Annotated in this window: 11 protein-coding genes, 1 other RNA gene and 3 pseudogenes; 7 read left to right on the top strand and 8 right to left on the bottom strand. The window is 66.2% G+C overall.

Features of this window, described 5'->3' with window-relative positions:
- Positions 1-137: 137 nt before the first annotated feature.
- The 3 genes from truA to def form a co-directional block, all read right to left on the bottom strand.
- Complete coding sequence (truA, locus tag ACFLEY_RS03750) at positions 138-875, bottom strand: tRNA pseudouridine(38-40) synthase TruA (RefSeq protein ID WP_060910032.1); 738 nt, start codon at positions 873-875, stop codon at positions 138-140.
- A 120-nt stretch (positions 876-995) separates the two neighbouring features.
- Complete coding sequence (fmt, locus tag ACFLEY_RS03745; protein WP_211433470.1) at positions 996-1,931, bottom strand: methionyl-tRNA formyltransferase; 936 nt, start codon at positions 1,929-1,931, stop codon at positions 996-998.
- Positions 1,932-2,074: 143 nt separating this feature from the next.
- Entirely contained in the window at positions 2,075-2,599 is a 525-nt protein-coding gene (def, locus tag ACFLEY_RS03740; RefSeq protein ID WP_011090831.1) for a peptide deformylase, read from the bottom strand.
- A gap of 171 nt (positions 2,600-2,770) precedes the next feature.
- On the opposite strand from def, the gene ACFLEY_RS03735 reads away from it, so the two are divergent.
- Both ACFLEY_RS03735 and ACFLEY_RS03730 read left to right on the top strand, forming a co-directional pair.
- Positions 2,771-3,973 carry a DNA recombination protein RmuC gene (locus ACFLEY_RS03735; protein ID WP_211433471.1) on the top strand — a complete coding sequence of 401 codons (1,203 nt, stop codon included), beginning with the start codon at positions 2,771-2,773 and terminating at the stop codon, positions 3,971-3,973.
- Between the two features lie 202 nt (positions 3,974-4,175).
- Positions 4,176-5,549: an AmpG family muropeptide MFS transporter gene (locus tag ACFLEY_RS03730; protein ID WP_011090834.1), complete on the top strand. Its 1,374-nt coding sequence runs from the start codon at positions 4,176-4,178 to the stop codon at positions 5,547-5,549.
- Between the two features lie 146 nt (positions 5,550-5,695).
- On the opposite strand, the gene ACFLEY_RS03725 is transcribed toward ACFLEY_RS03730, so the two are convergent.
- The 5 genes from ACFLEY_RS03725 to ffs all read right to left on the bottom strand — a co-directional run bounded on the left by ACFLEY_RS03725 (position 5,696) and on the right by ffs (position 9,147).
- Positions 5,696-6,133 (bottom strand): hypothetical protein, encoded by a 438-nt coding sequence (locus ACFLEY_RS03725; protein WP_060910031.1) that lies wholly within the window; start codon positions 6,131-6,133, stop codon positions 5,696-5,698.
- A gap of 30 nt (positions 6,134-6,163) precedes the next feature.
- The gene (gene recR / locus ACFLEY_RS03720) at positions 6,164-6,766 is read right to left on the bottom strand and encodes a recombination mediator RecR (RefSeq protein WP_011090836.1); all 603 of its coding nucleotides are present in this window, start codon (positions 6,764-6,766) and stop codon (positions 6,164-6,166) included.
- 1 nt (position 6,767) lies between these two features.
- A complete protein-coding gene (locus ACFLEY_RS03715; RefSeq protein ID WP_011090837.1) occupies positions 6,768-7,088 on the bottom strand; it encodes a YbaB/EbfC family nucleoid-associated protein in 321 nt (106 codons plus the stop codon).
- A gap of 26 nt (positions 7,089-7,114) precedes the next feature.
- Entirely contained in the window at positions 7,115-8,956 is a 1,842-nt protein-coding gene (locus ACFLEY_RS03710; protein WP_211433472.1) for a DNA polymerase III subunit gamma/tau, read from the bottom strand.
- 94 nt (positions 8,957-9,050) lie between these two features.
- Positions 9,051-9,147, bottom strand: an RNA gene (gene ffs, locus ACFLEY_RS03705) — signal recognition particle sRNA small type.
- A gap of 182 nt (positions 9,148-9,329) precedes the next feature.
- On the opposite strand from ffs, the pseudogene ACFLEY_RS03700 reads away from it, so the two are divergent.
- The 5 genes and pseudogenes from ACFLEY_RS03700 to ACFLEY_RS03680 all read left to right on the top strand — a co-directional run bounded on the left by ACFLEY_RS03700 (position 9,330) and on the right by ACFLEY_RS03680 (position 13,651).
- Positions 9,330-10,180, top strand: a pseudogene (locus ACFLEY_RS03700) (transporter substrate-binding domain-containing protein).
- Between the two features lie 137 nt (positions 10,181-10,317).
- Positions 10,318-10,980, top strand: a complete 663-nt coding sequence (locus tag ACFLEY_RS03695; RefSeq protein WP_027547482.1) for an amino acid ABC transporter permease — start codon at positions 10,318-10,320, stop codon at positions 10,978-10,980.
- Positions 10,977-11,771: an amino acid ABC transporter ATP-binding protein gene (locus tag ACFLEY_RS03690; RefSeq protein ID WP_011090841.1), complete on the top strand. Its 795-nt coding sequence runs from the start codon at positions 10,977-10,979 to the stop codon at positions 11,769-11,771. The genes ACFLEY_RS03695 and ACFLEY_RS03690 overlap by 4 nt, the downstream gene beginning before the upstream one ends.
- A pseudogene (locus tag ACFLEY_RS03685) lies at positions 11,771-12,527 on the top strand (SDR family NAD(P)-dependent oxidoreductase). The gene ACFLEY_RS03690 and the pseudogene ACFLEY_RS03685 overlap by 1 nt, the downstream one beginning before the upstream one ends.
- Positions 12,524-13,651 (top strand): annotated as a pseudogene (locus ACFLEY_RS03680) (muconate cycloisomerase family protein). Before ACFLEY_RS03685 ends, ACFLEY_RS03680 begins: the two co-directional pseudogenes overlap by 4 nt.
- The last annotated feature ends 6 nt before the right edge of the window (positions 13,652-13,657 follow it).

The raw sequence follows: 13,657 nt of genomic DNA, 5'->3' as shown, positions 1-13,657 counted from the left end.
ATCGCCCGCGAAAGCGGGCGATCCAGTATTCCAGAGACAGCCGTGATTGAACCGAGAGGCCGCGGCGTACTGGATTCCCCGCCTTCGCGGGGAATGACAGTGGCGGGTGTCGCGAGAGTTTCCCGCCTCCCGTCTCTCTAATAATCTACCTTCACCAGATACAGCCCATCCGGCGGCGCGACGATGCCGCAGGCGGCGCGGTTGCGGGCCGCCAGCGCTGCGGAAAGATCGTCCGCGGTCCAGCGGCCTTCGCCGACCCAGACCAGCGATCCCACCATCGAGCGCACCTGGCTGTGCAGGAACGAGCGCGCCGAGGTGATGATGGTGATCTCGCGCCCGTCGCGCAGCACGTCGAGTTGGTCGAGCGTCTTCTCCGGCGACTTGGCCTGGCACTCGGTGTCGCGGAAGGTGGTGAAATCATGCTTGCCGAGCAGGCGCCGCGCGGCCGCATGCATCGCATTGCTATCGAGCCGGCGCGGTACGCGCCAGGCGTGGCCGATGTCGAGCGCGAGATTGGCGCGGGTGTTGACGATGCGGTAGCGATAGTGGCGCTTCACGGCCGAGAAGCGCGCTTCAAAAGTATCAGGTACGATCTCGGCCTCGAGCACCGCGATCGGATGCGGCCGCAGATGCGCATTGAGCCCGTCGCGAAAGCGGCCCGGCGGAAACTGCTTCTCGATATCGACATGCGCGACCTGACCGCGCGCATGCACGCCGGCATCGGTGCGACCCGCGCCATGCACCCGCAGATCCGCACCGGTCATCGCCTTCACCGCCGCTTCCAGTGCGCCCTGCACCGACGGCAGCGTATCCTGCACCTGCCAGCCGAAGAACGGCGCGCCGTCATATTCGATGGTGAGCTTGTAGCGGGGCATCGTTTCCAATTCTGCCGTCATCGCCCGGCTTGACCGGGCGATCCAGTACGCCGCGGCCTATCCGTTCGACCGAGAAGCCTCGGCGTACTGGATACCCCGCCTTCGCGGGGTATGACAGTGTCAGGTGAATTTGGCGCCCGCCTTCAGCGGCACACCACGCAAGAAGTCCGTAGCCTGCATCCGCGCCTTGCCTTCGCGCTGCAGCTCGATGATGCGGATCGCGCCCTCGCCGCAGGCGATGGTGAGCCGGTCGTCGAGCACCTCGCCCGGCGCGCCCGAGCCCTTGGCGAGCTCGCAGCGCAGGATTTTGACGCGCGCGTTCTCGCTGACGCCTGCGAGCTCGGCCCAGGCGCCGGGGAACGGCGACAGGCCGTGGATGTGGCGCAGCACCGCCCGCGCGGGCTTGGTCCAGTCGATCCGCGCCTCAGCCTTGTCGATCTTGGCCGCATAGGTGACGCCGTCCTCGCTCTGCTTCTTGAGCTGGAGCCCCCCGCGGTCGAGCGCGGCCATGGCGCGGACCATCAGGTCGGCGCCGAGGCGCGAGAGACGACCGTGCAGGTCGGCCGCGGTCATGGTGTCCGTGATCGCCAGCCGCTCGGCCATGGCGACATCGCCGGTGTCGAGGCCGACATCCATCTTCATCACCATCACGCCGCTTTCGGCATCATCAGCCATAATCGCGCGGTTGATCGGCGCGGCGCCGCGCCAGCGCGGCAAGAGCGAGGCGTGCAGATTGTAGCAGCCGAGCTTCGGCGCATCGAGGATGGCCTGCGGCAGGATCATGCCGTAGGCGACGACGACGGCGGCATCGGCGTCAAAGGCGCGAAATTCTTCCAGCGCCTCCTCTGTCTTCAGCGTCTTCGGCGTCAGCACGGGAACGCCGAGTCTTCGCGCGGCTTCCTCGACCGGGGTCGGCTGCAATTGCAGGCCGCGCCGCCCGCCCGGCTTCGGCGCGCGGGTATAGACGGCCACGATCTCATGGCCATGCGCGACGAGCTCGAGCAGCGTCGGCACGGAGAAATCGGGCGTGCCCATGAAGATCAGGCGAAGGGGCATCGGAAAAACCTGCGAGGAACGTGATCCAATTACGGTCATTCCGGGGCGGCTCGAAGAGCCGAACCCGGAATCTCGAGATTCTCAGGTGCGCAATTGCGCACCATAGTTCGATGCTGCGCATCGCCCCGGAATGACGGAGAACCTCACTCCGCGCGCTTGGCGGCTTTCTCGAACTTCTTCAGCACGCGGTCGCGCTTCAGCTTCGACAGATAGTCGACGAACAACACGCCGTTGAGGTGGTCGATCTCGTGCTGGATGCAGGTGGCGTAGAGGCCTTCGGCGTCCTCCTCGTGCACCTTGCCGTCGAGATCGGTGAAGCGCACGCGCACCTTCGCAGGCCGCTCGACCTCCTCGTAATATTCGGGGATCGACAGGCAGCCTTCCTCGTAGACCGACAATTCCTCGGACGAGGCGATGACTTCCGGATTGATGAAGACGCGCGGCTCCGGCTTGGTCTCGCCGTTCTCGTCGCGCTTGGCGAGGTCCATGGTGATCAGCCGCAGCGGCTGGGCGATCTGGATCGCCGCCAACCCGATGCCGGGCGCGTCGTACATGGTCTCGAACATGTCGTCGGCAAGCTTGCGGATCTCCGTCGTGACCTTCTCGATCGGCTTGGAGACCAGACGCAGCTGCTTGTCGGGCAGGATGATGATTTCTCTGAGGGCCATGGCGGGCGATTTAAGCCGGGCGCGACAAGCGGTCAATGAGGCCCGGAACGCGTTAACGATCCGCTAACCATAAAACTTCAGCTTTTGTTAACCATAAAAATTAACGGGGCATTTACCATAAATGTTCGCTATTCGTTCGTGCCAGCAGCCGAATCGGCTAGAAGGACAGGCATGAACGAGATCATTTTCGTGGCTGGCGACTGGCCGGTGCGCACGATCGACGCGCTGATCGGCTTCGGCGTCCTGGTCCTCATCCTGCTGGTTGTGATCGCCGTGGTCATTGCACGCTCGGGGCGGCGCGGGGCGGAACTCGCGATGGCGAATGCCATCCGCGCCGACGAGCTCGAGGAGCGCATCAGCCAGATGCTGCACGCCCAGAGCGAGGCTTCGGGCCGGGTCGATGCCATGACCCAGGCGCTGGCCGGCCGCCAGGCCGAGATGGCGCGGGCGGTCAACGAGCGGCTGGATTCGGTGACCCATCGCGTCGGCCAGTCCATGGAGCACTCGACCCGCAACACCATGGAGAGCCTGCACGCCCTGCACGAGCGGCTCGGCATCATCGACAACGCGCACAAGAACCTCACCGACCTCACCACGCAGGTGACGACCTTGCGCGACGTGCTCGCCAACAAGCAGTCGCGCGGCGCCTTCGGCCAGGCCCGGATGGAGGCGATCGTCCAGGACGGCTTGCCGAAGGGCGCCTACGAGTTCCAGTTCACGCTCTCGACCGGCAAGCGGCCGGACTGCGTCATGTTCCTGCCCGACCAGCGCCCGCTCTGCATCGACGCGAAGTTTCCGCTCGAGGCGATGACCGCGCTGCACGATGCCCGCACCGACGAGGAGAAGCGCATCGCCACGCAGCGGCTGCGCGGCGACGTGATGAAGCATGTCAGCGACATCGCGGAAAAATATCTCGTCACCGGCGAGACCCAGGAGATGGCGCTGATGTTCGTGCCGTCGGAATCGGTCTACGCCGAGATCCATGACGGCTTCGACGACGTGATCCAGAAGGCCTATCGCGCCCGCGTCGTGCTGGTGTCGCCCTCGCTGCTGATGCTGGCGATCCAGGTGATGCAGCAGATCATGAAGGACGCGCGCATGCGCGATGCCGCCGACCAGATCCGCACCGAGGTCATCAAGCTCGGCGACGATCTCGGCCGCTTGCGCGACCGCGTGCTGAAGCTCCAGAAGCATTTTGCCGACGTGAACGAGGACGTCCGCCAGGTGCTGATCTCCGCCGACAAGATCGAGAAGCGCGCCGGACGGATCGAGGAGCTGGATTTCAGCAAGGCCGATACGCCCGCGGAGGGCCCGCACCTGGTGGCGACGGGCGCGGCCGAGTTGTTCCCGAGGAAGCTCCAGGCGGGGGAGTGAATTCTTCACCTCTCCCCGCTTGCGGGGAGAGGTCGGATCGCCCCCGGGCGATGCGAAGCATCGTCCGGCGCGATCCGGGTGAGGGGGTACAGGTCTCACGGCCATCTCACGTGCGGAGAGAGGCCCCTCACCCCGCCCTCTCCCCGTAAGAACGGGGAGAGGGAGAAGAGGCACCGCCCCCAGAATCTGCTAACACCTCCCCATGACCGCACCCGACGCGACCACCGGAACCGTCCAAACCAGCGCTGACGCCCCCGCCGCCTCCTGGCGCGACAGCCTTGCCGTGTACCTGCAACCGCGGGTGCTGATCGTGCTGTTTCTCGGCTTCTCGTCCGGCCTGCCGCTGGCGCTGTCGGGCTCGACGCTGCTGGTGTGGATGCGCGAGGCCGGGGTCGATCTCGGGACCATCGGGCTGTTTGCGCTGGTCGGTACGCCCTACACGCTGAAATTTTTGTGGGCGCCGCTGGTGGACGCGCTGCATGTGCCGCTGTTCACGCGCGCGTTCGGACGGCGCCGCGGCTGGCTGCTGTTCTCGCAGCTGCTGCTGATCATCGCCATCCTGCTGCTGGCGCTGACCGATCCCGCGCGCTCGCCGTTCTACGTCGCGCTCGGCGCGTTGCTGGTGGCGACGACGTCCTCGACGCAGGACATCGTGGTCGACGCCTTCCGCGTCGAGAGCCTGCCGGAGAGCGAGCAGGCCGCCGGGATGGCATCCTATGTCGCGGCCTATCGCATCGGCATGCTGGTCTCGACCGCGGGCGCTCTGTTCATCGTCTCCGGTTTCGAGAGCACCGGCATTTCGCGCACATCGGCCTGGATGTGGGGCTATGTGGTGATGGCGGCGATGGTGCTGATCGGCACAATCACCGCGCTGGCCGCGACCGAGCCCGAGCAGTCGGTGCGGGCGGAAGCCGCAACGCAGGCCGATACGGCGTTCGCGCGCGTGCTGCACGCGGCGATCGGCGCGTTCTCGGAATTCCTGGCGCGCAAGGACGCGCTCGCCGCGCTTGCCTTCGTCGTACTGTTCAAGTTCACCGATGCCTTCTCCGGCACCATGACGGCGCCGTTCGTGATCGACCTCGGCTTCTCCCGCAACGACTATGCGGCGATCGTGAAGGGCGTCGGCCTTGCGGCGACGCTGATCGGCGGCTTTGCCGGCGGCTTCCTTGCCCGACGCTACCCGCTGGCGACGTGCTTATGGATCGGCGGCGTGGTGCAGGCGCTCGCCAACCTCTCCTTCTCCTGGCTGGCCTTCGTCGGCACCAGCCAATGGGCGCTCGCCTTCGCCATCACAGCTGAGAATTTCACCAGCGCCATCGGCACCGTGATCTTCGTCGCCTATCTCTCCGCGCTGTGCCAGAATCCGCTGCACACGGCGACGCAATACGCGCTGCTCACCGCGCTCGCCGCGGTGGGACGCACCTATCTCTCGTCGGTGGCCGGCTATGTCGCCAAGGCGACCGGCTGGCCGCTGTTCTTCGTGATCTGCGTGCTGGTGGCGATCCCGAGCCTGGTCCTGCTGACATGGCTGCAGAAGCGCGGGCATTTCGAAGAGCTGGGGCCGGTAAGGGTGTGACCACCACTGCTGTCATGCCCCGCGAAGGCGGGGCATCCAGTATTCCAGAGACAGTTGTGATTGACCGAGAAGCCGCGGGGTACTGGATCGCCCGCCTTCGCGGGCGATGACACCGGAGTTGTGGAGAAGGCGTCGCGAATCACCCCCTACTGCTTCTTGATGATGCTCCACTTCGTGACCACGGCTTCGCTCATCTGGCCGGGATCGCTGGCGCAAGCGACCTCGTCGACCTTGACCGAGATCTCCTTGCCGACGAACGATTTCAGCTGCGTGGCCTGCGCGTCGCTGGAGGTGACGAGCTGGAAGGTCTCGGGGCCCGTCTCGAGATTGCAGAGCCCGTTCGGCGCCGGCAGGCGGCGCGGCTCGGAGGTGATCTGATACATCGCGATCCGCTTGCCGGCGTTCTTGACGTCGCGCACCTTCATTGCGTTCAATTCGCCGGAGAGCACGTCGCCGGTGTTGATCGGCTTGCCGGGCTTGGGCGCCGGCGGCGCCGCGTCGTCCTGCTGCGCGGAGATGGCCGGCGTCACCAGCAGCAGCATCGTCGCGGCCAAAGCCAATCGAGTGGCGAAAAGTTTCGTCATGTCGTCCGTTCCGTGGGGTCTGTAGGATAGCTAGAACAGGGTCCGCTGCCGCATCGCGGCCGATAGCGTACCTTCATCGAGATAATCAAGCTCGCCGCCGACCGGCACACCATGGGCGAGCCGGGTTACTTTTACGTTGGCGTCCTGAAGCAGGTCGGTGATGTAGTGCGCCGTGGTCTGGCCGTCGACCGTCGCGTTCAGCGCCAGGATGACTTCGTGGACCTCGGCAGCATGTGCGCGCGCGACCAGCGCGTCGATGGTGAGATCCTGCGGGCCGACGCCGTCGAGCGGCGACAATGTCGCACCCAGCACATGATAGCGCCCTTGAGTCGCATTGGCCCGCTCCAGCGCCCAGAGGTCGGCGACATCGGCGACGACCACGATGATCGCGGGATCGCGCTTCGGATCGGTGCAGACGGTGCAGGGGTTTTGCGTGTCGATGTTGCCGCAGGTCTTGCAGACCTGGACCTTGTCGAGCGCGACCTGGAGGGCCGAGGACAGCGGCATCATCAGCGCCTCGCGCTTCTTGATCAGATGCAGCGCGGCGCGCCGCGCGGAGCGCGGACCGAGGCCCGGCAGCCGTGCGAGAAGCTGCACCAGCCGCTCGATTTCGGGACCTGCAACCGCGCCCATGTTACTGGCCGAACAGCCCCGGCGGCAGGCCGAGCCCGCCGGTGAGCGACTGCATCTTCTCCTGCACGGCGGCCTCCGCCTTGCGGCGGGCATCGCCGAGCGCGGTCACGAGCAGGTCCTCGAGCACCTCGCGCTCTTCCGCCTTCATCAGCGAGGGATCGATCTTCACGCCCTTGACGTCCATCTTCGCGGTCATACGCACCACGACGAGGCCGCCGCCGGAGATGCCTTCGACCTCCACATTGCCGAGCGCGTCCTGCATCTCCTGCATCTTGGATTGCAGCTGCGCCGCCTGCTTCATCATGCCGAGAAAGTCAGCCATAGTCCCGTGTCCTTGGAAAGATAGGCTCAGAGATCGTCGTCGGTATCGGAACCGTCGGGCGGATCGTCACTGCCATAGTCGGCGTTAATATTGGATTCCGGCGTCTCGGGGGCAAGCCTGCGAACCTCGACGACCTTCGATCCGGGGAAGCGCGACAGCACCTCCTGCACGCGCGGATCCGCCTCCGCGGTACGCGCATGCTCCTGCTTGGCGGCCTGGTTCACCGAACGCAGCGTCGGCTGGCCCTGCTCGTTGGAGACGATCACGGTCCAGCGCCGGCCGGTCCAGAGTTCGAACTTTCGCGCGAGCTCGGTGATCATGGTCCTGGAGGCATTGGGCTCGAGCGCGACTTCCAGCCGGCCCTCCTCGAAACGGACGAGGCGCATGTCGGCTTCGAGCGCGGCCTTGGTCATGATGTCGCGCTTCTGGCCGGCAAGCGCGACGAGCTGGGTGAAGCTCGTGATGCGCAGCTGGGGTGCCGCGGCTTGCGGATCCGGCGCGGGCGCCGCCATCTGCGGCCGGGCAGCACCGCCGCCGAACGATGACGGCGATGAGGTCGGCGCGCGCATGGGCGCGGCCGAGGCGACAGGCGCAGCAGACGCAACCGGCGCGGCCGGCGCGCTACGCGCCGCACTGCCGCCGCTCACGACCGGCGAGCCGCCGCCGTTCTGCTCCAGCATCCGGATCGCCTCGTCCGGCGTCGGCAGGTCGGCGACATAGGCGATGCGCACCAGCACCATCTCGGCGGCGGCGGCGGGGCGCGTCGCGGCCTGCACCTCGGTGATGCCCTTGAGCAGCATCTGCCACATCCGCGACAGCACGCGCATCGAGATTTTCGAGGCGAAATCCCGCGCGCGCACCCGCTCGGTCTCGCCATAGGCGACGTTGTCGGCGGTCGCCGGCACGATTTTCACGCGGGTGACGAAATTGACGAACTCGGCGAGGTCCGAGAGCACGACGATCGGATCGGCGCCGACGTCGTACTGGTCGCGGAACTCCTTGAAGGCGGCGGCGATATCGCCACGCGCCAGCGAATCGAACAGGTCGATCACACGCGTACGGTCGGCGAGGCCCAGCATCTGCCTGACCGCATCGGCTTTCACCGTGCCTGCCGCATGCGCGATCGCCTGGTCGAGCAGCGACAGCGAATCACGCACGGAGCCTTCCGCGGCACGCGCGATGATGCCGAGCGCCTCGGGCTCGATCTCGACGCTTTCCTTCGCCGCGATGCTGGCGAGGTGCTTCATCAGCACGTCGGCCTCGACCCGGCGCAGGTCGAAACGCTGGCAGCGCGACAGCACGGTGACCGGAACCTTGCGGATCTCCGTCGTCGCGAACACGAACTTGGCGTGCTCCGGCGGTTCCTCCAGCGTTTTCAGGAAGGCGTTGAACGCCGCCGTCGACAGCATGTGGACTTCGTCGATGATGTAGACCTTGTAGCGGGCGCTGGCCGGCGCGTAGCGCACGCTGTCATTGATCTGGCGGACGTCGTCGACGCCGGTATGCGAGGCCGCGTCCATCTCCAGCACGTCCATGTGCCGGCTTTCCATGATCGCCTGGCAATGCACGCCCAAGGTCGGCATGTGGATGGTCGGACCCTTCACCGAGCCGTCCGGCATCTCGTAGTTGAGCGCACGGGCAAGAATTCGCGCGGTGGTGGTCTTGCCGACGCCGCGGACGCCGGTGAGGATCCAGGCCTGCGGGATGCGCCCGGTCTCGAATGCATTGGAGACGGTGCGGACCACGGCCTCCTGGCCGATCAGGTCGTCGAACGAGGAGGGGCGGTATTTGCGCGCCAGCACCCGGTAAGGCGCGTTGCCAGCCTGGCTGGCGCTATCGGAGTTAGGGGGGGCGCCGGCGTCGGTCATCGGTCGATCCGCAATGAAATCTCTCTCGGCCGGCTCTTGCGGAAAGGAGCGCGCTGGCGGCAGGGCCGCCGGCGCAATTCGCTCGGAAAAACAGGTAGGAGACTGACGAGCGACCCGATCCGGACCTCGTTAGGGCTGCTTCCTTCCGGACCTGACCCGGTTGGCGAGTGGCTCGTCCACCGCCAATCTCCCGGTCCCTATTTGGGGCCAAAAGGTCGGGAAAGCAAGCGGGTATCAGCTTGAACCGGTTGAGTTTGCCCAGCATCCGGGCAATTCCCGGTCTGCCCAGCCGACAGGCTGTGCTTTCGCTGATGAGACCACCTTGCTAGAACCTTGCCGGAACCCCATCCAACCAGAAAAGCGATTGATCCCAATGGTTACACGTCGTGATGTTGCATCGATTGTCGGACTTGGCGCCGTTGGCGCGATGGCCGCGGGCGCACTGGCGTCCTCGGCCGTGGCCCAGGCCGCCGATCCGAACGAATCGACCTTCGCCCGCATCCGCCGCACCAAGAAGATGCGGATCGGCGCGGTCGGCGGCGGCGCGCCCTATTACATGAAGGACCTCGCCAGCGGCCAGTGGAAGGGCTTTTACGTCGACATCGCCAAGGCGCTCGCCGACGACATGGAAGCCGAGCTCGAGATCACCGAGACCGCCTGGGGCAATTCGGTGCTGGACCTGCAGTCCAACAAGATCGACATCTTCTTCGGCCTCAACCCGACCCCGAAGCGCGCGCTGGTGGTCGATTTCTCGGTGCCGGTCTTCAACAACGCCTTCGGCATCCTGTGCAAGAAGGACTTCAAGCCGAAGACCTGGGCCGAGCTGAACTCGCCCGACGTCAAGATCGCGGTCGACCAGGGCTCCTCGCACGACCAGGTCGTCAGCCGCCTGATACCGAAGGCGCAGATCTCGCGGCTGAAGACCGCCGATGACGCCACCGCCGCGCTCCAGACCGGCCGCGTCGACGCGCAGTGCCTGATCACCATGCTGTCGCTGACCGTGCTGAAAAAGAATCCCTCGCTCGGCCAGTGCTGCCGACGCCGATCTTCGCCACCACGTCGAACGCCGGCTTCCGCCGCGAGACCGACAAGACCTGGCGCGACTACGTCAACACCTGGATCGACTTCAACAAGGGCCTCGGCTTCATCCGCAATGCGATCATCACCAACATGGAGCTGGTGGGCGTGACCGAGGCGGACATTCCGCCGGGCGTTTCGTTGTAAGCTCCCACTGTCATTCCGGGGCGATGCGAAGCATCGAACCCGGAATCTCGCACTGCAATCTCTGGATTCCGGGTTCGCGACTTCGTCGCGCCCCGGAATGACGGTGCAAACGGCACCCGCGACGAGTAAACGCACGCATGTATCACTGGGACTTCGGCATTCTCTGGAGCTATCGCTGGCTCTTTCTCAACGGGCTCGGCGTCACCGTCGGCTTCACCGTGGTCATCGTGGTGCTCGGACTGGTGTTCGGCCTGTTCGGCGCGTTCGGCAGCCTGTCGCGCTTCAAGGCGGTGCGCCTCGTCGCCCTCACCTTCATCGAGGCGTTCCGCTGCACGCCGATCCTGGTGCAGCTGATCTGGTTCTATTACGCGCTGCCGATCCTCGCCGGCGTCGAGATGACGCCGATCACGGCCTCCGCGCTGGCACTCTCGCTCTATGGCGGCTCGTTCTATTCGGAGATCATCCGCGGCGGCATCGTCTCGATCGACAAGGGCCAGTCCGAAGCGGGTGCCGCGCTCGGCATGACCCCTGGCCAGGCGATGCGGCGCATCGTGCTGCCGCAGGCGATCAAGCGCATGATCCCGGCGCTGATGAACCAGTCGATCATCCAGTTCAAGAACACCTCGCTGGTCTCAGTGCTGGCGGTGCCTGACCTCGTCTATCAGAGCCAGGTCGCGGCCCATGACAGCTACCGGCCGCTGGAAACCTACACGGCGGTCGCGGTCGCCTATGCCGCGATCCTGATTCCGCTCACCATCATCGTCCGGCGCGGCGAGAAGCGACTGGCGGTCGGCGAATGAGCGACACTTCGAAGATCGAGATCCGCGCCTTACGCAAGAGCTTCGGCAGCAACGAGGTCCTGAAGAACATCAGCCTCGACGTCGCCAAGGGCGGCGTCGTGGCGCTGATCGGCCCGTCGGGCTCGGGCAAGTCGACGCTGCTCCGCTGCGTCAATCTTCTGGTGACGCCTGATGGCGGCAGCGTTCGCGTCGGCGATACACGCTTCCAGTTCGGCGAGGGCGCAAAGCTGCCCGACGTGAAGACACTTGCAAGATTCCGCGCCACCACCGGCATGGTGTTCCAGCACTTCAACCTTTTCCCGCACATGACCACGCTCCAGAACGTGATGGAGGGACCGGTCACGGTGCGCCGCATGGCCAGGGCCGACGCCGAGAAGCTCGCGCGTGCGCAGCTCGCAAAGGTCGGCCTTGCCGAGAAGGCGGACCAGTATCCGGCGACGCTCTCGGGCGGACAGAAGCAGCGCGTCGCGATCGCGCGGGCGCTGGCGATGGAGCCGGACGTGATGCTGTTCGACGAGGCCACCTCGGCGCTCGATCCCGAGCTCGTCGGCGAGGTGCTCGCCGTCATGCAGCGGCTGGCCTCGGAGGGCATGACCATGGTGATCGTGACCCATGAGATCGCCTTTGCCCGCGAGGTCGCCGACCGCCTCATCTTCATGCGCGACGGTGTCGTCGTCGAGGAAGGCCCAGCGCGACAGGTGATCGACAATCCCCAGGAAGCCGCGACGCGTGCCTTCCTCAGCCATTTCCACCGCACCGGCGCGCTGCCGCCGGCCAACGCAACATCCTGATGTCCGATATCAATCGCGTCTATCTCGTCACCGGTGCCGCCAGCGGCATCGGCCGCGCCACCGCAAGACTGCTCGCGGCGCCCGGCACCGCGCTGCTGCTGCACACGCGCTCCAATGCGGCCGGCCTCGATGTCCGCTGCGGCGGAAGCCGAAGCGCAAGGCGCTGTGGTCGCAAAATGCCTCGGCGACCTCGCCGGGGAGGCCGCCGCCACCGACGCCGTCGCCGCTGCGCAAACCGCCTTCGGCCGACTCGATGGGTGGATCCTCGTGGGCGGCCATGCCCGCCGCGGCAGCGCGATCGGCACGCCGGCGGATCAATTCCGCCAGGCGATGGACGAATCCGCGCTGGCCTTCACGCGCCTGGTCGACGCCGCGCTGCCGCTGCTGCGCGCCGGCCGCGACGCACGGATCGTCGCGGTGTCGTCCTTCGTGGCCCACGCGATCCGCCCCGAGTTTGCGCCGTTCGCGGCAACGGCCGCCAGCCGCTCCGCGCTTGAAGCGCTGGTGCGGCTCACTGCGGTTGAGCTCGCGAAAGACGGCATCACCGTCAACGCCGTCTCACCGGGCCTCATCGTCAAGGACAAGCCGAGCGAGAGCCGGCTGTCGCCCGAGCAGATCGCTGCGACCGAAGCGCTGATTCCGATGCGCCGCCGCGGGCGGCCGGAGGAAGTGGCCGAAATCATCGCCTTCCTGGCGTCCCCCAAAGCATCCTACGTCACCGGCCAGGTCTGGCACGTCAATGGAGGCCTGACATGACCGAAGCAACCGTCGAACGCATCAGGCTGTTCCTGATCGAAAGCCCGATCAAGATGGCGCGCCTGCAGGGCGTCGGCAACGTCAAGGGCACGGTGAAGCGCGTGCTGATCGAGCTCACGTCAAGCGACGGCGTGATCGGCTGGGGCGAGGCAGCGCCGTGGGAGGTCTTTACAGGAACGCCGGAAGCAGCCTTCTCCGCGCTCGACATCTATCTGCGGCCGATCGTGCTCGGCAAGCCGGTGCGCCGCATCCGGGCGCTGATGGCCGAGCTCGACCGCGCGCTGGTCGGACATGCCGAGGCCAAGGTCGGAATCGAGATGGCGCTGCTCGACATCGTCGGCAAGTCGTCGGGGCTGTCGGTCGCCGACCTGCTCGGCGGCCGCGTGCGCGACACCATCCCGCTCTCCTTCTCGATTGCCGATCCGGACTTTCCCGCCGATCTCGAGCGCATGCGAAGAATGGTTCCGGACGGCAATGTCATCTACAAGGTCAAGACCGGCGTGAAACCGCATCGCGAGGATCTCGATCATCTCGAGGCAATCCGGAAGGAATTCGGCGACAAGGTCGACCTCCGCGTCGACTACAACCAGGCGCTGGCGCCGTTCGGCGCCATCTAGATCCTGCGCGATGTCGAGGAGTTTGCGCCGACCTTCATCGAGCAGCCGGTGCCGCGCAAATATCTCGACGTGATGGCGCAGCTCACCGCGGCGCTGGAAACGCCCGTGCTCGCCGACGAAAGCTGCTTCGACCGCCGCGACATGATGGAGGTGGTGCGACGCGAGGCGGCCGACGCCGTCTCGATCAAGCTGATGAAGGCCGGCGGCCTGTTCGAGGCCCAGGCGATCATGGCGATCGCCGACATCGCCGGCCTGCCCGGCTATGGCGGCACGCTGTGGGAGGGCGGCATCGGCCTTGCCGCAGGTACGCAGCTGATTGCGGCCACGCCGGGCATCTCGCTCGGCTGCGAATTCTACATGCCGCATCATGTGCTCACCGAGGACGTGCTGGAAGAGCGCGTCGCCAACCGCGCGGGTCACGTGGTCGTGCCCGACGGCCCCGGTCTCGGCATCCGCGTGAGCGAAGCCTCGGTCCGCGCCAATGCGCAGGTGCTCGCGGAGGCGTAGTTTCTG

Origin of the sequence: Bradyrhizobium sp. YCK136 (genome assembly GCF_044570075.1) — a bacterium.
GTDB lineage: Bacteria > Pseudomonadota > Alphaproteobacteria > Rhizobiales > Xanthobacteraceae > Bradyrhizobium > Bradyrhizobium diazoefficiens.
The sequence above is the reverse complement of the archived record's forward strand: the minus strand, read 5'-3'. Positions and strand labels throughout refer to the sequence as shown.